20 protein-coding genes are annotated in these 19,381 nt (G+C 67.5%); 16 read left to right on the top strand and 4 right to left on the bottom strand.

Features of this window, described 5'->3' with window-relative positions; translation table 11 throughout:
• Positions 1–29: 29 nt before the first annotated feature.
• Genes aroC through aroQ form a run of 4 tightly spaced genes read left to right on the top strand, consistent with a single transcriptional unit; the run spans position 30 to position 3,298 of the window.
• Positions 30–1,241 carry a chorismate synthase gene (gene aroC, locus LMQ14_RS16665; RefSeq protein WP_267730658.1) on the top strand — a complete coding sequence of 404 codons (1,212 nt, stop codon included), beginning with the start codon at positions 30–32 and terminating at the stop codon, positions 1,239–1,241.
• A 7-nt stretch (positions 1,242–1,248) separates the two neighbouring features.
• Positions 1,249–1,773 carry a shikimate kinase gene (locus tag LMQ14_RS16660; protein WP_267730657.1) on the top strand — a complete coding sequence of 175 codons (525 nt, stop codon included), beginning with the start codon at positions 1,249–1,251 and terminating at the stop codon, positions 1,771–1,773.
• Positions 1,770–2,858: a 3-dehydroquinate synthase gene (aroB, locus tag LMQ14_RS16655; protein ID WP_267730656.1), complete on the top strand. Its 1,089-nt coding sequence runs from the start codon at positions 1,770–1,772 to the stop codon at positions 2,856–2,858. Before LMQ14_RS16660 ends, aroB begins: the two co-directional genes overlap by 4 nt.
• Positions 2,855–3,298 (top strand): type II 3-dehydroquinate dehydratase, encoded by a 444-nt coding sequence (aroQ, locus tag LMQ14_RS16650; RefSeq protein ID WP_267730655.1) that lies wholly within the window; start codon positions 2,855–2,857, stop codon positions 3,296–3,298. The genes aroB and aroQ overlap by 4 nt, the downstream gene beginning before the upstream one ends.
• Here aroQ and LMQ14_RS16645 read toward each other — a convergent pair.
• Positions 3,295–3,969, bottom strand: coding sequence for a B-4DMT family transporter (locus tag LMQ14_RS16645; RefSeq protein WP_267730654.1), 675 nt, complete (start codon positions 3,967–3,969; stop codon positions 3,295–3,297). The genes aroQ and LMQ14_RS16645 overlap by 4 nt on opposite strands.
• 33 nt (positions 3,970–4,002) lie before the next feature.
• On the opposite strand from LMQ14_RS16645, the gene LMQ14_RS16640 reads away from it, so the two are divergent.
• The 6 genes from LMQ14_RS16640 (at position 4,003) to LMQ14_RS16615 (ending at position 10,247) form a co-directional block, all read left to right on the top strand.
• Positions 4,003–5,121, top strand: a complete 1,119-nt coding sequence (locus LMQ14_RS16640) for a M24 family metallopeptidase (protein WP_267730653.1) — start codon at positions 4,003–4,005, stop codon at positions 5,119–5,121.
• Positions 5,122–5,305: 184 nt separating this feature from the next.
• Complete coding sequence (locus LMQ14_RS16635; protein WP_267730652.1) at positions 5,306–5,623, top strand: hypothetical protein; 318 nt, start codon at positions 5,306–5,308, stop codon at positions 5,621–5,623.
• 138 nt (positions 5,624–5,761) lie between these two features.
• The gene (efp, locus tag LMQ14_RS16630) at positions 5,762–6,325 is read left to right on the top strand and encodes an elongation factor P (protein WP_085221955.1); all 564 of its coding nucleotides are present in this window, start codon (positions 5,762–5,764) and stop codon (positions 6,323–6,325) included.
• A 2-nt stretch (positions 6,326–6,327) separates the two neighbouring features.
• Positions 6,328–6,846, top strand: coding sequence for a transcription antitermination factor NusB (gene nusB, locus LMQ14_RS16625; RefSeq protein WP_267730651.1), 519 nt, complete (start codon positions 6,328–6,330; stop codon positions 6,844–6,846).
• Positions 6,843–7,229 carry an antitermination protein NusB gene (locus LMQ14_RS16620; protein ID WP_267730650.1) on the top strand — a complete coding sequence of 129 codons (387 nt, stop codon included), beginning with the start codon at positions 6,843–6,845 and terminating at the stop codon, positions 7,227–7,229. The genes nusB and LMQ14_RS16620 overlap by 4 nt, the downstream gene beginning before the upstream one ends.
• A 174-nt stretch (positions 7,230–7,403) precedes the next feature.
• Positions 7,404–10,247 (top strand): aminotransferase class I/II-fold pyridoxal phosphate-dependent enzyme, encoded by a 2,844-nt coding sequence (locus LMQ14_RS16615; protein WP_267730649.1) that lies wholly within the window; start codon positions 7,404–7,406, stop codon positions 10,245–10,247.
• An 8-nt stretch (positions 10,248–10,255) separates the two neighbouring features.
• Here LMQ14_RS16615 and LMQ14_RS16610 read toward each other — a convergent pair whose 3' ends face one another.
• Positions 10,256–10,606: a hypothetical protein gene (locus LMQ14_RS16610; protein WP_267730648.1), complete on the bottom strand. Its 351-nt coding sequence runs from the start codon at positions 10,604–10,606 to the stop codon at positions 10,256–10,258.
• A gap of 260 nt (positions 10,607–10,866) precedes the next feature.
• On the opposite strand from LMQ14_RS16610, the gene LMQ14_RS16605 reads away from it, so the two are divergent.
• Genes LMQ14_RS16605 through LMQ14_RS16580 form a run of 6 tightly spaced genes read left to right on the top strand, consistent with a single transcriptional unit; the run spans position 10,867 to position 17,565 of the window.
• Entirely contained in the window at positions 10,867–11,616 is a 750-nt protein-coding gene (locus LMQ14_RS16605; protein WP_267730647.1) for a GntR family transcriptional regulator, read from the top strand.
• Positions 11,613–11,843 carry a 4Fe-4S dicluster domain-containing protein gene (locus LMQ14_RS16600; RefSeq protein ID WP_085221976.1) on the top strand — a complete coding sequence of 77 codons (231 nt, stop codon included), beginning with the start codon at positions 11,613–11,615 and terminating at the stop codon, positions 11,841–11,843. The genes LMQ14_RS16605 and LMQ14_RS16600 overlap by 4 nt, the downstream gene beginning before the upstream one ends.
• 25 nt (positions 11,844–11,868) lie before the next feature.
• Entirely contained in the window at positions 11,869–13,257 is a 1,389-nt protein-coding gene (locus tag LMQ14_RS16595) for an ABC transporter substrate-binding protein (protein WP_267730646.1), read from the top strand.
• Positions 13,254–14,129: an ABC transporter permease gene (locus LMQ14_RS16590; RefSeq protein ID WP_267730645.1), complete on the top strand. Its 876-nt coding sequence runs from the start codon at positions 13,254–13,256 to the stop codon at positions 14,127–14,129. The genes LMQ14_RS16595 and LMQ14_RS16590 overlap by 4 nt, the downstream gene beginning before the upstream one ends.
• A complete protein-coding gene (locus tag LMQ14_RS16585) occupies positions 14,126–14,878 on the top strand; it encodes an ABC transporter ATP-binding protein (protein WP_267730644.1) in 753 nt (250 codons plus the stop codon). The genes LMQ14_RS16590 and LMQ14_RS16585 overlap by 4 nt, the downstream gene beginning before the upstream one ends.
• Complete coding sequence (locus tag LMQ14_RS16580; RefSeq protein WP_267730643.1) at positions 14,875–17,565, top strand: fumarate reductase/succinate dehydrogenase flavoprotein subunit; 2,691 nt, start codon at positions 14,875–14,877, stop codon at positions 17,563–17,565. The genes LMQ14_RS16585 and LMQ14_RS16580 overlap by 4 nt, the downstream gene beginning before the upstream one ends.
• 16 nt (positions 17,566–17,581) lie before the next feature.
• Here the strand turns inward: LMQ14_RS16580 and LMQ14_RS16575 are convergent, their stop codons facing one another.
• Entirely contained in the window at positions 17,582–18,121 is a 540-nt protein-coding gene (locus LMQ14_RS16575; RefSeq protein ID WP_267730642.1) for a GNAT family N-acetyltransferase, read from the bottom strand.
• A gap of 4 nt (positions 18,122–18,125) precedes the next feature.
• The gene (locus tag LMQ14_RS16570; protein ID WP_267730641.1) at positions 18,126–19,331 is read right to left on the bottom strand and encodes a serine hydrolase domain-containing protein; all 1,206 of its coding nucleotides are present in this window, start codon (positions 19,329–19,331) and stop codon (positions 18,126–18,128) included.
• Between the last annotated feature and the right edge of the window lie 50 nt (positions 19,332–19,381).

Raw genomic sequence — 19,381 nt, 5'->3', positions numbered from 1 at the left:
ACGCATGTCCCCATGGGAGAATGGGACTCGTGTTGCGTTGGATCACCGCCGGGGAGTCCCATGGCCGCGCGTTGGTAGCCGTGGTCGACGGCATGGTCGCGGGTGTGGAGGTCACCTCCACCGAAATCGCCGACCAGTTGGCCCGTCGCCGGCTCGGTTACGGCCGCGGCGCCCGCATGCAGTTCGAGCGGGACGCGGTCACCGTGCTGGCCGGGGTGCGCCACGGCCTAACCCTGGGCGGGCCGATCGCCATCGAGATCGGGAACACCGAGTGGCCGAAATGGGAAACCGTGATGGCCACCGACCCGGTCGACCCCGCCGAGCTGGCCGACATCGCACGCAACGCGCCGCTCACCCGGCCCCGGCCCGGACACGCCGACTACGCCGGCATGCTCAAATACGGTTTCGACGACGCCCGGCCGGTGCTGGAGCGCGCCAGCGCGCGAGAGACCGCCGCCCGCGTCGCGGCGGGCACGGTCGCCCGGTCGTTTCTGCGCCAGGCACTCGGCGTCGAGGTGCTCTCGCACGTCATCGCGATCGGTCCGTCGGAGCCCTACGACGGACCGCCGCCCGGATCCGACGACCTGACCGCGATCGACGCCAGCCCGGTGCGCGCCTTCGACAAGGCCGCCGAGCAGGCGATGATCGCCGAGATCGAGGCCGCCAAGAAAGACGGCGACACCCTGGGCGGTGTGGTGGAAGTCGTGGCACTCGGCCTGCCGGTCGGGCTGGGGTCGTTCACCAGCGGCGACAACCGCCTGGACAGCCAGCTGGCGGCCGCCGTGATGGGCATCCAGGCGATCAAGGGCGTGGAGATCGGCGACGGCTTCCAGACCGCGCGCCGCCGCGGCAGCCAGGCCCACGACGAGATGTACCCGGGGCCCGACGGCGTGATCCGCTCGACCAACCGGGCCGGCGGCCTGGAAGGCGGCATGACCAACGGCCAGGTGCTGCGGGTGCGGGCGGCGATGAAGCCGATCTCGACCGTGCCGCGCGCACTGGCCACCGTCGACATGGCCACCGGCGACGAGGCCGTCGCCATCCACCAGCGCTCCGACGTGTGCGCGGTACCGGCCGCCGGCGTCGTCGTCGAGACCATGGTGGCGCTGGTGCTGGCCCGGGCCGCGCTGGACAAGTTCGGTGGCGATTCGCTGGCCGAAACCCGGCGCAACATCGAGGCTTACCAGCGCGCGGTCGCCGAGCACGAAGCGCCGGCCGCACGCGCCAAGGCGTCCGGGTAGGCGCGCCGTGACCCCCAGGGCGGTACTCGTCGGATTGCCGGGCTCGGGCAAGTCGACCATCGGGCGTCGGCTGGCCAAGGCGATGGGCGTCGGCTATGTCGACACCGACGTGTTGATCGAGCAGCAGACCGGCCGCACGATCGCCGACATCTTCGCGACCGACGGGGAGCAGGAATTCCGCCGCATCGAGGAAGCCGTGGTGCGCGCGGCGCTGGCCGACCAGGACGGTGTCGTATCGCTCGGCGGCGGCGCGGTCACCACCGCGGGGGTGTGCGATGCGCTGGCCGGCCACACCGTCATCTACTTGGAGATCGGGGCTCGAGAAGGCGTGCGGCGCACCGGCGGCACCTCCGCCCGGCCCCTGCTGGCCGGCGGAAATCGCGCCGAGAAATACCGCGCCCTGATGGCGCAACGAACTCCGCTGTACCGGCGCGTCGCGACGCTCCGGGTCGACACCAACCGCCGCAATCCCGGGGCGGTGGTGCGCTACATCATGTCCCGGCTGCCGCAGAACACCGGGGCCATCACATGACAGAACCCACCCCGCCGGTCACCGTGCAGGTGGCCGTCGACCCGCCGTACCCGGTGGTGATCGGTACCGGCTTGCTCACCGAGTTGGGCGAACTGCTCGGCGACCGGCACCGGGTCGCGATCCTGTATCAACCGGTATTGGCGCAGACCGCCGAGGCGATCCGCAGCTACCTGGTCGACAAGGGCGTCGACGCACACCGCATCGAAATCCCGGACGCCGAGGCCGGAAAAGAATTGCCGGTCGTTGGCTTCATCTGGGAAGTGTTGGGCCGCATCGGAATTGACCGCAAGGACGCCCTGGTCAGCCTCGGCGGCGGCGCGGCCACGGATGTCGCGGGGTTTGCCGCGGCCACCTGGTTGCGTGGCGTCTCGATCGTGCATGTGCCGACGACGTTGCTGGGCATGGTCGACGCGGCGGTGGGCGGCAAGACCGGCATCAACACCGAGGCGGGCAAGAACCTGGTCGGCGCCTTCCATCAGCCGCTAGCCGTCCTGGTCGACCTGGCCACCCTGGAAACGTTGCCGCACAACGAAATCGTGGCCGGAATGGCCGAAGTGGTGAAGGCGGGGTTCATCGCCGATCCGGTGATCCTCGACCTCATCGAAGCCGACCCGCAGGCGGCGCTGGACCCCAAGGGTGACGTGCTGCCGGAGCTCATCCGTCGCGCGATCGCCGTCAAGGCCGAGGTCGTCGCCGCCGACGAAAAAGAATCCGAGCTGCGCGAAATCCTCAACTACGGACACACTTTGGCGCATGCCATCGAACGCCGGGAGCGCTACCAGTGGCGGCACGGTGCCGCGGTATCGGTGGGCTTGGTGTTCGTTGCCGAGCTCGCCCGGCTTACCGGCCGGCTCGACGACGACACCGCCGCGCGTCATCGCGCCATCCTGACCTCGTTGGGCCTGCCGGTGAGCTACGACCCCGACGCGCTGCCCCAGCTGCTGGAATATATGGCTGGAGACAAGAAGTCCCGCGCCGGTGTGCTGCGGTTCGTGGTTCTCGACGGGCTGGCCAAGCCGGGCCGGTTGGTGGGACCGGACCCGGGTCTGCTGGTGACGGCCTACGCGGGAGTCTGTGCGCCATGAGCAAGACAGTCAATGTGATCAACGGGCCGAACCTGGGCCGGCTGGGGCGGCGCGAACCCGAGGTGTACGGGGACACCACCCACGAGCAGCTGGCCGCGCTGATCCAACGTGAGGCCGTCCACCTGGGGCTCAAAGCCGTTGTGCGGCAAAGCGATAGCGAAGCCGAACTACTGGACTGGATTCATCTGGCCGCCGACGCGGGGGAGCCGGTGATTCTCAATGCCGGCGGCCTGACCCACACATCCGTGGCGCTTCGCGATGCCTGCGCCGAGCTGCGCGCCCCGCTGATCGAGGTGCACATCTCCAATGTGTATGCGCGCGAAGAGTTTCGGCATCACTCGTATCTCAGCCCGGTGGCGACCGGAGTGATCGTCGGGCTGGGCGTCCAGGGCTACCTGCTTGCGCTGCGCTACCTGGTCGAGACCAGGACCAGCGGCTAGTCCTTCTTCGGGTCGTCGGTGCGAATGACCTCGGTCTTGGCGTCGTCTTCCGTGGTGGGGATCGTCTCGGTGGGCGCTCCCCATCGGCCCGTCGGAAGCACCTCGGTGGGCGCTTCGCGTTCGGCGGTGGCCACCGCCGAGGTCTGTGCCTCCGGCGCAACGGCGCCCGTCGTGGCCTCGTCGCTGCGGGCGGCGGCGAACACGTCGGTGTCAGCCCGCTCCTCGTCCGGCCCGCCTGGCCGGTCGGCCGGGGGATTGCGGTCCACCCGCCAGCGGCCGACGGCCACCCCGATGATTCCGGGCAGGAAGACGCAGAGCGCGGTGAACGCCGCGAACGTCGTCACCTCGTTGATCAGGCCCCCGGTGTAGAGGCCCTTGTAGAACAGCGCGATGAGCCACGAAACGGCTCCGCTGAGAATCCCGGCGAACAGGCCGGCCAGCAGCCAGGTCATCGCCAGGTCCGCGCGGCGATCCGGATCCGCATTGGCTTTGGCGTCGGACCGGCCGTCCATCACCCCCCACACGACTACGGCGATGATGAAGAGGAGAAGCAGTACGACACTTACCAGCCCGGCTTGCGTCTGCCACGCATTGATGATCGTCCCCTGAAACAACCGGACGACCACCATCAACCCAGCGAACGCCAATCCACGCAGCATCCAGTTACTCATGGCTGACCAGCGTAGCGAGTACCGTCGTGAGTCGTGACACATTCCCAGCGTCGAGACAATCTAAAAAGCCAGATCGGTGCCAGCGGCCTGGACGCGATGCTGGTCACGGACCTGATTAACGTGCGCTATCTGTCAGGTTTCTCCGGGTCCAACGGCGCGTTGCTGGTCTTTTCCGACGATCGCGAAGCCATTTTGGCTACCGACGGCCGTTACCGCACCCAGGCCGCCGCGCAGGCGCCCGATCTGGAAGTAGCCATCGAGCGGGCCGTCGGGCGCTACCTGGCGGGGCGGGCGGGCGACGCGGGCGTGTCCAGGCTGGGCTTCGAAAGCAATGTGGTCACGGTGGACGGCTTCGACGTACTGACGAGCGAGGTGGGCGAGCACGGCGGTAAGACCGAGCTGGTGCGGGCCGCCGGAACGGTCGAAGCGCTGCGCGAGATCAAGGACGCCGGTGAGGTGGCACTGCTGCGACTGGCCTGCGAGGCCGCCGACGCCGCACTGAAAGAGCTGGTGGCGCGGGGCGGTTTGCGGCCCGGCCGCACCGAGCGCGAGGTGAGCCGCGAGCTTGAGGGGTTGATGCTCGATCACGGCGCCGACGCGATTTCGTTCGAGACGATCGTGGCCGCCGGACCGAATTCGGCGATCCCGCACCATCGGCCGACCGATGCGGTTCTCGCCGACGGTGACTTCGTCAAGATCGACTTCGGTGCGCTGGTCGCCGGCTATCACTCGGACATGACCCGCACGTTCGTGCTGGGCAAGGCCGCGGACTGGCAGCTGGAGATCTACCAGCTGGTTGCCGAGTCGCAGCGGGCCGGCCGCGAGGCGCTGCGGCCCGGCGCCGACCTGCGTGAAGTGGACGGCGCCGCACGCCAGGTGATCGCCGACGCGGGTTACGGCGAGCAATTCAGCCACGGTTTGGGACATGGGGTGGGCCTGCAGATCCACGAAGCACCGGGAATCGGTGCCACCTCGTCCGGGACGTTGCTCGCGGGTTCGGTCGTGACGGTGGAGCCCGGCGTCTACTTGCCCGGCCGCGGCGGTGTCCGCATCGAGGACACCTTGGTCGTCGCCGGCGATGCGTCGGAAACCAGGGGTCAGACCGCGGAGCTACTGACTAGGTTCCCTAAGGAGCTGGCCATCCTGACGTAGCTGGGCCAGGCCCCAAACGTCGCCATGAATGGTGGCCGAACAGTTTTCGCCCTTTCCGCGTTGGCGGCGGCAGGATGCACGTCCGGCACCATGCCGGTTGTCTAGCCCCACATTGCACTGGGCGGCATAGCGGCCGATAACCCGTCGCCCTGCCCGAACTCCGGGCCTGCGTAGGATCCGGAAAATGGCGTATATAGCCCTCATCGCCGTCTACGTCGTGGGCGCCTTGACCGCTCTTGCCGGGTTCTGGCTCACCGCCGTGTTGTTCGTCGGCCACGACTATGACCGAGCCGGGGTCATCATGACGGCCGCCCGCCGGGTGGCCGGGCGAGGCCCGATTCTGATCGCGGCCGGCGTTGCGCTGGGTTTGCTGGGCAACCTCGCCGCAAACCACCTACCCCCTTCGCCCGCCTCCGACATGGTTGCGCCGTCCCACGCGACGGACCCGTGCGATCTCAACGACGGCCTTTTCGGGCTGTGCGGTGCCGGGCAGCTCCATTAGCGGCGCGGTTAGTGCTGGACCGCAGCGCGGGTAAGCTGCATCCGGTGCTGTTCTGCTCGCACCCTTTGCGGCGGAAACCGCTGCCGGGCGACTGCTCGGCCCTGGAAAATTGGCCATCCTGTAGGAGATAGAGCGACCGTGGCATCGACTGCCGACTTCAAGAACGGACTTGTGCTGGTGATCGACGGCCAGCTGTGGCAGATCACCGAGTTTCAGCACGTCAAACCGGGCAAAGGCCCGGCCTTCGTACGTACCAAGCTGAAGAACGTGCTCTCGGGCAAGGTCGTCGACAAGACCTACAACGCCGGCGTGAAGGTGGACACCGCCACCGTCGACCGCCGCGACGCCACCTACCTGTACCGCGACGGCTCGGACTTCGTGTTCATGGACAGCCAGGACTACGAACAGCATCCGCTGCCGGAATCGCTGGTCGGCGACGCCGCCCGGTTCCTGCTGGAGGGCCTGCCGGTGCAGGTGGCCTTCCACAACGGTGCACCCCTGTACCTCGAGCTGCCGGTGTCGGTCGAACTCGTGGTCACCCACACCGAACCGGGCCTGCAGGGCGACCGGTCCAGCGCCGGCACCAAGCCGGCGACCGTGGAGACCGGTGCGGAACTTCAGGTGCCGTTGTTCATCAACACCGGGGACAAGCTGAAGGTGGATTCGCGCGACGGCAGCTACCTGGGTCGGGTCAACGCCTGACCATGGCGGACGGTAAATCGCCGAGGCCCAGCAAGGGACGCCATCATGCCCGTAAACGCGCGGTGGACTTGCTGTTCGAGGCCGAGGCGCGCGGCCTGAGCCCGGTCGAGGTGGCCGACGTGCGCGCCGTGCTGGCCGAAGCCAATCCCGACGTCAAGGCACTGCACCCGTATACGGTCGCGGTGGCGCATGGCGTCGGCGACCAGTCCGCCCATATCGACGACCTGATCAGCTCGCACCTGCAGGGGTGGACACTGGACCGGCTGCCCGCGGTCGACCGCGCGATCCTGCGAGTTGCGGTGTGGGAGTTGCTTTATGCCGACGACGTGCCGGAGCCGGTCGCGGTCGACGAGGCCGTGCAGCTGGCCAAGGAGTTGTCCACCGACGACTCACCGGGGTTCGTCAACGGGGTCCTCGGCCAGGTCATGCTGGTGACGCCGCAGATCCGGGCCGCCGCCAAGGCGGTCCGAGGGGCAGCGGTCGCCGCCCCGACACCGGAGAACCCCGAACCGCCGTCATGACCCGACTGGAACTCCGCGCCTACATCGCCGCCTTCCTGGCTGCGACGGTGGTGCTGGGTGCCGTGATCTGTGCGGCGTACGGGCTCACCATCGTCGCCTCGGCGCTCTCGATCTATGCACTGGGTGTGGGCGCCTGGCTGTATCACTCGATCGAGCGTCTGATCGTCGCCCGCCGGATCAGCACGGTGCGGTCGGCGGCCAAGCCGCTACAGCCGCTGCTGCCGGTGATGGCCGCTCTGATGGGCCTGACGCAGGCCGTGGTGAGGTCGCTCAGCGACGTCACCGATCTGCCGGCGCGCGGGCGGGAGCTGCCGATGCTGCGGTGGATGGACGGCAGCCGTGGCGGTCGGGGGGTGGTCGACGGTGACGACACCGACCGCTGACCGATCGCGTTGATCCTGAGCGAAAAGATCGCGGACGCAGGCCAGAGCGGATAACAATGAGTACGAGTCGTTCAGGTCGGTGTCGGGAAACATTCACGGCGGTCGCGCAATCTGCCGCGATACGTTGGAGCTGCGCCGGCGGCCGCAACCCTCACCAAAAGAACAGGTGACGACATGAATCCCTACAGTTCCTACACGCGACGGCTGCGCGTCTCCGCGCTGGCCGCGGTCGCCAACCCGTCGTATACGCGCATCGACACCTGGAACCTGCTCGACGATGCATGCCGTCACCTTGCCGAGGTGGACCTGGCCGGGCTGGACAAATCGCACGAGGTGGCAAAGGTCAGGCGGCTGATGGACCGCCTCGGAGCATACGAGCGCTACTGGCTGTATCCGGGGGCGGACAACCTGGCGACCTACCGCGCTCACCTCGAAAGCCTGTCCACGGTGCGGCTCGCCGAGGAGGTGTCGCTGGCGGTGCGGCTGCTGAGCGAATACGGGGACCGCACAGCACTTTTCGACACATCGACCCCACTGGCCGACCAGGAGTTGGTGGCCCAGGCCAAGCAGCAGCAGTTCTATACCGTGTTGCTCGCCGACGACTCGCCGAATACCGGACCCGACTGCCTGGCCGAGGCCCTGCGGGCGCTGCGCTGCCCGTCCGATGACGTGCAGTTCGAACTGCTGGTGGTGCCCAGCGTCGAGGACGCCATCACCGCCGTCGCCTTGAACGGCGAGATTCAGGCCGCGATCATCCGTCACGACGTCGCGTTGCGGTCGCGGGACCGGGTGCCGTTGATGAACACCCTGCTGGGCGTCGCCGACGATGCGGTCGGACGTGACAGCGGCAGCGACTGCATCGAATGCGGCGACTGGATCCGTGAGTTGCGGCCGCACATCGACCTTTACCTGCTCACCGACGAGTCGATCGCGGCGGGCAATGACGAGGAACACGACATCTACGACCGGACGTTCTACCGGCTCAACGACGTCACCGATCTGTACAGCACGGTATTGGCCGGTCTGCGAAACCGCTTCGCCACACCGTTTTTCGATGCGCTGCGGGCGTACGCGGATTCGCCGGTCGGCCAATTCCACGCGCTGCCCATCGCGCGGGGCGCCAGCATCTTCAACTCGCGGTCCCTGCAGGACATGGGAGAGTTCTACGGCCGCAACATCTTCATGGCCGAGACCTCGACCACTTCGGGCGGCCTGGACTCGCTGCTGGACCCGCACGGCAACATCAAGAAGGCGATGGACAAGGCCGCCAAGACGTGGCATTCCAATCAGACGTACTTCGTCACCAATGGCACGTCGACGGCCAACAAAATTGTCGTGCAGTCGCTGACCCGGCCGGGCGACATCGTGCTGATCGACCGCAACTGCCACAAGTCGCACCACTACGGTCTGGTGCTGGCCGGCGCCTATCCGCTGTATCTGGATGCCTACCCGCTGCCGCAGTTCGCGATCTACGGGGCGGTGCCGCTGGACACGATCAAGAAGGCGCTGCTCGATCTCGAGGCGGCCGGCCAGCTGGACAAGGTGCGCATGCTGTTGGTGACCAACTGCATCTTCGACGGCGTCGTCTACAACCCGCTGCGGGTGATGGAGGAAGTGCTGGCGATCAAGCCGGACATCTGCTTCTTGTGGGACGAGGCCTGGTACGCGTTTGCGACCGCGGTTCCGTGGGCCCGGCAACGCACCGCGATGGTGGCGGCGGATCGGCTCGAGCAGATGCTCGCATCGCCGGAATACGCTGCGGAATACCGTGATTGGGCCGCGTCGATGGAGGGGGTCCCGCGGTCGGAGTGGGTCAACCACCGGCTGCTGCCCGACCCGACCAAGGCGCGGGTGCGGGTGTATGCGACGCACTCCACGCACAAGTCGCTGTCGGCGTTTCGGCAGGCGTCGATGATCCACGTGCGCGACCGGGACTTCAACTCGCGCGCCCGCGATGCGTTCGGTGAGGCGTTCTTGACGCACACCTCGACGTCGCCGAACCAGCAACTGCTGGCCTCGCTGGACCTGGCACGCCGGCAGGTCGACATCGAGGGATTCCAGTTGGTCCGGCAGGTCTACGACATGGCGCTGGTGTTCCGGCACCGCGTCCGCAAGGACCGGCTGATCAGCAAGTGGTTCCGCATCCTTGACGAAGCCGACCTGGTGCCCGAGGAGTTCCGGGCCTCCGCGGTGAGCTCTTATCGCGAGGTGCGGCAGGGCGCGCTGGCCGAGTGGAACGAAGCCTGGCGGTCCGACCAGTTCGTGCTGGATCCGACGCGCGTCACCCTGTTCCTCGGCAACACCGGAATGAACGGGTACGACTTCCGCGAGAAGATCCTGATGGAGCGCTTCGGCATTCAGATCAACAAGACGTCGATCAACAGCGTGCTGCTGATCTTCACGATCGGTGTCACCTGGTCGAGCGTGCACCATCTGCTCGATGTGCTGCGCCGGGTGGCCACCGACCTCGAGCGGGAGCGGGAATTGGCCAGTGTGGCCGACTGGACGCTGCACAAGCGCCGCGTCGAGGAGATCACCGAGGATCTGCCGCACCTTCCCGACTTCAGCGAATTCGATATCGCGTTCCGCCCGGTGGACGCCTGCGCCTTCGGTGACATGCGGGCGGCGTTCTACGCGGGCTATGAAGAGTCCGATCGTGAGTACGTGCAGATCGGTAGCGCCGGGCGGCGGATTGCCGAGGGCAGGAAGTTGGTCTCCACCACCTTCGTGGTGCCGTACCCGCCGGGTTTCCCGGTGCTGGTCCCGGGTCAGGTGGTCTCGAAAGAGATCCTGTACTTCCTGGCCCAACTCGACGTGAAGGAAATCCACGGGTACAACCCGGATCTCGGGTTGTCGGTGTTCACCCCGGAGGCGCTGGCCCGCCTGGAAGCGCAACGAAGCGCGGCGACCGCCGCGGTCGGTTCGGTGTTCCCGGGCTTCGAACTGCCTTCGGACACGTCGATTTTGAACGGTGCGCGCAACGGTGACCGCGTCGAGGTCGTCACCGAAGACGTGTGAGGATGGGCTCACGCGGGCTCTGATCCGCACGCGATCAACCACCTGTCGATTTGCCCGCCTCTGAGCGACTCTGCTCGTGCGCGCAGTGCGAGTACCCGTTGGTGGATTCGATGCTCTGTACCACGCGGCATACAGCCGGGTCCGTACCAGCCGCGGGCCAATCGCACCACTCGTCCGTAGCGGATCTCCCAGCGCAGCGCGTCAGAAATCGACTTCGACGGACGCGCGCCGGCGTCAAAGTTGTGGTGCGCCAACGCGTGGATCAGGTCGGGGACGGCCGCGGCACCATGCAGGGCCAGATGCCAGGTCAGTACATAACGGAGTTCGATTCCACGCAGTCGCAACGAGTTGGTCGTCATCCGCCGAACTGTTCCATTGCGCCCCGACATCCACCGGGTTGTCGCTCAGAGGCGGGCAAAACGTCGTGTGCCCCTCGCCGCTAACTTCTACTCACCGGGATCGCAAAGGCTGCGCGTTTTCCCAGGTGGCGCAATAGCCGCCGGCGCCCGGGTTTGCGCTGGTCGCCACTGAAGTGCACCCGGCGCAATACGTCTACCCGCCGTCACGGGCGTCGATCGCTCACCCGAAATATGCCCCTGAGCTGCGTTAGCGTGGCGACGTGGCTGAGGCGATACCCATTCGCGGACCCCGGGCCGATCGTGCCCGCCGGGTGGCCGATGTGCTGCGGCAGCAGATCCACGCCGGGGCCTATCCGGATGGCCTGCCCGCCGACAGCGACCTGTCGGCCGAGTTCGCGGTGTCCCGCAACACCATTCGCGAGGCGCTGGGCATCCTCAAGCACGAGGGTTTGATCGACCGTGGACCCAAGGTCGGCACCCACGTCGCGCAGCGCAAGTACGACCACCGGATCGACTCCCTGTTGGGATTGAAAGAGACCTTCAAACACATCGGCGAAGTCCGTAACGAGGTGCGCGCCGCCATGCCGGTGGTCGCACCGCCGGCGGTGGCCAGCCGGCTGCAGCTGGAGCCCGGTGAACAGGCGGTGTTCATCGAGCGGTTGCGTTACCTCGGCGACTTGCCGCTGAGCCTCGACCTGACCTATCTCGCCCCGGATATCGGAGCCCAGATCCTGGATCACCCGCTGGAAAACCCCCTAGATACGCAAGACCTCTTCGCCCTGATCGAGCAGGTGAGCGGACACCGGCTGGGCGAGGCATCGCTGGCGCTGGAGGCCATCCCCGCCGATGTGCATTCGGCGGCCACGCTGCATGTGCCCGACGGGTCGGCGCTGCTGATGCTCGAACGTCTCACCAGTCTCGACGATGGCAGGCCCGTCGACCTCGAATACATCCGGATGCGCGGCGATCGAATCACGATGCGCGGCCACCTAATTAGGAGCAAGCCATGACGCTGGTCAACAACAACCGAGTCGACGTGCCGGTCACGATCGACGAGTCGCTCTGCATCGACGGCTGTACGCTCTGCGTCGACGTCTGTCCGCTGGACGCGCTGGCCATCAACCCCGACACCGGCAAGGCGTTCATGCACGTGGACGAATGCTGGTACTGCGGCCCGTGTGCCGCCCGCTGCCCGACCGGTGCCGTCACGGTCAACATGCCGTATCTACTTCGCTGAAATAACCTACAGCCCAGGACAGTTCATGAAACGACACGCCTTAAGGCTGGTGTCGGTCGCGGCCGTGATCATCGCGGTCGTGTCCGGTTGCTCGCTGGAATCACTATCGGCGTCCTCCGGTGTGGTCAACGTCGTCATCGGCTACCAGTCCAAGACCATCAACACCGTGACCGCCGGGACGCTGCTGCGCGCCCAGGGCTACCTGGAGCGCCGACTCGCCGACATCACCACCCGTACCGGCACCAAATACGCGGTCCGGTGGCAGGATTACGACACCGGCGCCCCGATCACCGCGCAGATGCTGGCCGAGAAGATCGACATCGGCTCGATGGGGGATTACCCCATGCTGATCAACGGCTCCAAGACGCAGGCCAACCCGCTGGCGAAAACCGAAATCGTCTCGATCACCGGCTACAACCCCAAGGGCGCGCTGAACATGGTTGTGGTGGCGCCCGGTTCGTCGGCCACGACGTTGAACGACCTGGCCGGCTCGAAGGTTTCGGCGAGCGTGGGCTCGGCCGGTCACGGCACGCTGATGCGGGCCCTGGATAGGGGCGGGATCAAAGGTGTCGAGGTGCTCAACCAGCAGCCGCAGATTGGCGCGTCTGCCCTGGAATCCGGTCAGGTACAAGGGCTTTCGCAGTTCGTCGCCTGGCCCGGGCTGCTGGTGTTCCAGGGCAAGGCCAAACTGCTGTACGACGGCGCCGAGCTGAACCTGCCGACCCTGCACGGTGTGGTGGTGCGGCGCTCGTATGCGGCGTCGCATCCGGAGGTGCTGGGCGCTTTCCTGCAGGCGCAACTCGATGCCACCGACTTCCTCAATCAGAAGCCACTCGAGGCGGCCCGCATCGTCGCCCAGTCCAGTGGGTTGCCGCAGGAAGTGGTCTATCTCTACAACGGTCCCGGCGGCACGTCCTTCGATACCACGCTCAAACCGTCACTGGTCGAAGCGCTGAAAAACGATGTGCCGTACCTGAAGTCGATCGGTGACTTCGCCGAACTCGACGTTGCCGGCTTCATCCAGGACGCACCGTTGCGCGCCGTGTTCGGCGCCCGCGGCCTCAACTACGACGCGACCCGGGCCGCGACCGCCAATCCGTCGGTGCTCAGCGGCGACCCCGCCCTGGCCAGCGAACTGTGGCTGGACGGATCCGAGGCCACCCAGACGCTCGCCAACCCGAACGGCCTGCTGCGGGCGGTGCGGGATGCGACCGCCCACGGCGCCAAAGTCCGCGCCGCCTATGTTCCCGACGCCGAGTTGGGCACCCGGTGGTTCGCCGACAAGGCGGTCTGGGTGCAAGACGGCCAGAACTACCTGCCGTTCGGAACCCCGGCCGGCGCACACCGCTACCTCGCCGCTCACCCTGGCGGCACTGTCGTCAATTACCAACAGGCCCTTGGAGGTTCGGTATGACTGCTTACCTGACCGGCGATCCGGCAGTGCCGGTCACCGGACACGTCGTCGACGCGGCTCCGGTGACCGGCACGCCGCGGCGGGCCACCTCGCCGTGGCAGTGGCGACTGCTGCGGCTCGCCTCGGTCGTCGCGGCTATCGGGCTGTGGCAGCTGCTCACTGCCGACAAGGTGCGGTTGCTACTGCGCTTCGACACGCTGCCCACCGTCACCGAGATCGTCCACGCACTGCAGCGTCGGCTCGGCACCTATGAGTACTGGCTTGACTTGGCGCAGTCCTTGATTCGCATTCTCACCGGTTTCGGGTTGGCCGCCGTGATCGGCGTCGCGACGGGCGTGTTGCTGGGCCGGTCCCGGTTGTTCGCGAACACCTTCGGCCCGCTGGCCGAACTGGCCCGGCCCATCCCGGCCATCGCGATGGTTCCGGTGGCGATCCTGCTGTTCCCGACCGACGAGGCCGGCATCGTGTTCATCACGTTCCTCGCGGCCTACTTCCCGATCATGGTCAGCACCCGCCATGCGGTTCGGGCGCTGCCCACCCTGTGGGAAGACTCGGTGCGCACTCTCGGCGGCAACCGGTGGGACGTGCTGAAACAGGTGGTGTTGCCGGGCATCCTGCCCGGAGTGTTCGGCGGCTTGTCGGTCGGCATGGGAGTGGCGTGGATTTGCGTGATCTCCGCGGAGATGATCTCCGGGCGCCTCGGCATCGGCTATCGCACCTGGCAGGACTACACCGTGCTGGCCTACCCGCAGGTGTTCGTCGGCATCATCACGATCGGCGTGCTCGGATTCGCGACAGCCGCGGCCGTCGAAGTCGTGGGCCGTCGGGTGACCAGTTGGCTGCCGCGCGCAGAGGAGGAAGGCCGGCAATGACCTTGAAACAAGCGGGAATGAGTCTGGAACTGGATCGAGTTCGCTTGTCCTACAGCGGCGATCCGGTGATCGACGAGCTCAGCCTGGCCGTGCGCCCGGGGGAGATCCTGGTGCTGACCGGCCCCTCGGGCTGCGGCAAGTCGACTGTGCTGCGCGCCGTGGCGGGACTGCTGCGGCCCGACGCCGGCCGGATTCTGGCCGACGGCGCCGACGTGACCACCACCTCGGGCGACCGGGGCATGGTGTTTCAGGACAACGCCTTGCTGCCCTGGCGCACCGTGCGGTCCAACATCGAGTTGGCCCTGCGGTTGCGTGGTGTCCCGCGTTCCGGCCGCCGCGTGGAGGCCGACCGCTGGATCGCCGAGCTTGGTCTCACCGGCTTCGGCGACTACCTGCCCAAGAGCCTGTCCGGTGGCATGCGCCAGCGGGTTCAGCTCGCTCGCGGCCTGGCCGGGACGCCGCGCGCGGTGATGATGGACGAGCCGTTCGGTGCGCTGGACACGCAAACCCGTACGGCCATGCAGCGGTTGCTGATCGAGACCTGGAGCGCTCATCCGACGACGATCGTCTTCGTCACCCACGACGTCGACGAGGCGCTGCTGCTGGGTGACCGTATCGCCGTGCTGGGCAAGGCCGGCCAGCCGCTGCGCGCCCTGATCGACGTGCCGGAGCCGCGAGTCGATCAGCAGCGCGCCGCGCTGCGCGCCGAAGTTATTGCCGCACTCGATCATTCGGCGGTGGCAGCATGATGGAAACTCCAGATCCCAGCACGCCGGTGCGCCTGGACTGTGACGTGCTGGTCATCGGCGGTGGCACCGCGGGAACCATGGCGGCATTGTCGGCCGCCGAGAGCGGCGCGCAGGTGCTGCTGCTGGAAAAGGCGCACGTGCGGCATTCCGGTGCGCTGGCGATGGGCATGGACGGGGTCAACAACGCCGTCATCCCGGGCAAGGCCGAACCGGAGGATTACGTCGCGGAGATCACCCGCGCCAACGACGGAATCGTCAACCAGCGCACCATCTATCAGACGGCCAGCCGCGGGTTCGCGATGGTGCAACGGCTGGAACGCTACGGGGTGAAGTTCGAGAAGGACGAGCACGGCGAGTACGCGGTGCGCCGGGTGCACCGCTCGGGTTCCTACGTGTTGCCGATGCCCGAAGGCAAGGACGTCAAGAAGGCGCTGTACCGGGTGCTGCGGCAACGGTCGATGCGCGAGAAGATCCAGATCGAGAACCGGCTGATGCCGGTGCGGGTGCTGGTGGACGGGGGCCGGGCCGTCGGGGCCGCCGCATTGAACACGCGCACCGGCGAATTCGTCGCCATCGGGGCCAAGGCGGTGATCCTGTCGACGGGGGCGTGCGGTCGGCTCGGGCTGCCCGCGTCGGGCTACCTGTACGGCACCTACGAGAACCCGACCAACGCCGGCGACGGGTACGCGATGGCCTACCACGCGGGCGCGGAGCTGTCCGGTATCGAGTGCTTTCAGGTCAATCCGTTGATCAAGGACTACAACGGCCCGGCGTGCGCCTATGTGGCGAACCCGTTCGGCGGCTACCAGGTCAACGCCGACGGCGAGCGATTCGTCGACTCCGACTACTGGTCGGGACAGATGATGTCCGAGGTCAAGAGCGAAATCGACTCCGCACGCGGGCCGATCTACCTCAAGGTGTCGCACCTGCCGGACGAGACGCTGACCGCGCTGGAGAACATCCTGCACACCACCGAGCGGCCCACCCGGGGCACCTTCCACGCCAACCGCGGCCACGACTACCGGACGCACGACATCGAGATGCATATCTCCGAAATCGGCTTGTGCAGCGGGCATTCCGCGTCCGGAGTCTGGGTCGACGAACACGCGCGAACCACGGTGCCGGGGCTCTATGCCGCGGGCGACCTGGCCTGTGTCCCGCACAACTACATGATCGGGGCCTTCGTGTTCGGCGACCTCGCCGGCACGCACGCCGCCTCTATACGCTCGGAAGTCGCCGCACCACAGCAACTCCCGGACGAGCAATTACGCGAGGCGCACGAGCTGATCTACCGGCCGCTGCAGCATCCGGACGGGCCGCCGCAGCCACAGGTCGAGTACAAGCTGCGGCGGTTCGTCAACGACTATGTGGCGCCGCCGAAGACGGCGGCCAAGCTGTCGATCGCGGTGCGCACCTTCGACCGGATGCAAGACGAGATCGCCGGGATGGGGGCCCGTAATCCGCACGAGCTGATGCGGGCCGTCGAGGTGTCGTTCATCCGGGACTGCGCCGAGATGGCCGCACGGTCCTCGCTCACCCGCACCGAATCCCGTTGGGGCCTCTACCACGAACGCGCCGACATGCCGGTCCGCGACGACAGCGAGTGGGGCTATCACCTGAACCTGCGCAAGGGACCCGACGGCGAGATGGCATTCCTCAAGCGCCCCGTCGCCCCGTACCTGGTATCGGTCCCGGAGCTGGACGGACTGCCGCCGCTGGACCAGACGGTGCACGAGGTGCAACAGCCGCCGCTGGTCGGCGGCAAAGCACCGGCCACCGCCGGCTCGCGAATCGCTTCGGCCACAACCACGTTCGAGCCGCCGTCACCGCGGATCGCCGAGGTCCTCGCCCTCGAGGAGCCGACGATCGCCGACCTGCAGCCCTATCTGGCCGATGCCGATCCCGGGGTGCGCCGGACCGCCGTGGCGACGCTCACCGAGTCCATTCCCGACGGTTATGCGCCCGCGCTGTTCGCCGCGCTCGACGACGCCGACGCCGGGGTGCGTCGCACCAGCGCCGAGGGGATCCGCGAACTGGTCGAGGTGCTGCCCGACCCGGCCGGCGCCGAGCCGTATCTGCTGTCGGCCGACACGGTCGTGCGCGCGGCCACCGTCTACCTGCTGTCCGCCCGCCGGGCCGGTGCCGCCGGCCAATACCGGCGCGCGCTCGACGATCCCGACCACCGGGTGCGGATCGAGGCGGTGCGCGCGCTGGTCTCGGTCGACGACGTAGACGGGGTACAGACGGCAACCCGCGACGAGAGCCGGGAGGTCCGCATCGCCGCGGCCGCCGGCCTGGCCACGTTGCGGTCCGGCGTCGAGGCGGTCAGCGCGCTGATTGCCGACCCCGATCCGTTGGTACGTGCGGCCGCACTCGCGGCACTCGGTGAATTAGGTTGCAGTCACGATGATTTCGTTGCCGTCGAACGTGCGTTGCAGGCACCGGCATGGCAGATACGCGAGGGCGCGGCTCGTGCGTTGGCCGGGGCCACGACCGAACTCGCGGTGCCGCGGTTGGCCGATGCGTTGTCCGACGCACACCTGGACGTGCGCAAGGCGGCCGTCCTCAGCCTGACTCGCTGGGCCGATCAGGCCGCCGCGCGTGATGCACTCGGCATCGCGCTCAAGGACAGCGACGCCGACGTGCGGGCCTATGCGCGCCGGGCATTGGAAGTCCGGAACGCGTAGTCGGGGCAATGCACACTCAGCGCAGGGCCATGCCGTAGAGCAGGGCGTCGCGCGGCTCGGGTCCCATCGTGGGGTAGACGGCATGGCGTGCCAGCCGGGCCTCCAGCACGAACCCGGCTCGCTCCAGCAGGCGCGCCGACCGTACGTTGTCGACGCTGCAGGTCGCCCAGACGCGGACTAGCTCCCGGTCGGCGTGCAGCGCGGTCAGCAGCATGTCCAGCACCTCGGACATCAAACCCCTGCCCCACCACTTCCGGCCGAGGCAATAACCGATCTCGACCGATTCGGGCGCCGAGCGCCGGCAGCTGGTCAGCCCGATGACGTCGCCGCTGTGCCGCAGTTCGACGGCCCAGGTTCGCTCTTCGTCGGTGGCATTGAGTTTCTCGGCGATCACCCGCCGCGTCGTCGCCACGTCGGGATGCGGGGACCACAGCAGATATTTCGTGACCGCGCGATCGCGGGCGACCCGTTGATACAGCGCGCCGGCGTCCCCGAGCGTGGGTAGCCGCAAGACGAGTCGCGGGCCGACGATGCGATCGGGAGGGTAGTCGACCACGGTGCTAGAGGTCGAGTGCTTGATACGTGCGACGGACGAACTTCGGTTGCGCGGTACGCAGTTTCGCCAGCGACGTGTTACCCGCGACGGCGGTGGCCGCGTCCACGGTCAGGTCGGGCATGTTCTGAATCAGATACAGCAGGATCAGATCCGCCGACGGATCCGCCTGCCACCACGTCCCGTAGGCGCCCGGCCAGCTGAACGTTCCCACGCCGCCCGGCCCGAACAGCGGCGTGGACTTCGCCGGATCGGTCACCACCGACAGGTTCAATCCGAACCCGCGTCCCATCCAGTACGGCGCCCCGAGGAAGTCGTGCCGTCGCTGGTCGTCGGTGAGCCGGTCGGTGCGCATCAGGCGGACCGATTCGGGCGACAACACCGGCACGCCGTCGACGGTCCCGTCGCCGAGCAGCATCCGGATGAACCGCAGGTAGTCCTCCGCGGTCGACCACAACCCGCCGCCGGCGTTGCAGAACGACGGCGGCGTTATGTGCGGCGGCCCCATCACGTCGTGCCGCAGCTGGTGATCGTCATCGAGCGAATACATGGTCGCGGCGCGTCGCCGCGCTTCGGGCGAGACGAAGAATCCGGTGTCGGGCATGCCCACCGGGCCCAGGACCCGCTCGTCGAGCACTTCGTAGAACGGCTTGCCGTCGACGCGAGAAGCGATGACGCCCAACAGATCTATCGAGTGGCTATAGGTGACCCGTTCGCCGGGCTGATGCACCAACGGGAGCTTGGCCAGCTCGGTGAGCCACACATCCGGGCCCTGATTGAACGGCAGCCGCATGTAGGCCCGGGAGATCGGCCCGGACACCGAAAATCCGTAGGCCAGGCCGCTGGTGTGGGTCAGCAGATCCTCGATCAGGATTGCCCGGTTCACCGGGTGGGTGCGGTCCAGCGGACCGCGCGGGTCGTCGAGCACCCGCAGGTCGGCCAACTCCGGCGCCCAGCGCGTGATCGGGTCTTTGAGCGTCAGCTTGCCCTCGTCGACCATGCTCATGATCGCGGCCACGGTGACCGGTTTGGTCATCGACGCGATGCGAAAAAGCGTGTCTCGCTGCATTGGCAGGCCCGCGCCGACATCCCGGTAGCCGATCTCGTTGACCTGCAGGGCTTCTCCATGCCGCCACACCACCGTTACCGCACCGGCGAGCAGGCCGGCGTCGCAGACCTCGCGGATCGAGGTCTGATTGCCATCGAGATTCACTCGGTCAGGGTAGCGGCCGCTTCGTTAAGTCCTTGACGGGACACCGGCCG

The organism is Mycobacterium sp. Aquia_213 (genome assembly GCF_026625985.1).
GTDB lineage: Bacteria > Actinomycetota > Actinomycetes > Mycobacteriales > Mycobacteriaceae > Mycobacterium.
This window is presented reverse-complemented; position numbering and strand designations above follow the sequence as displayed.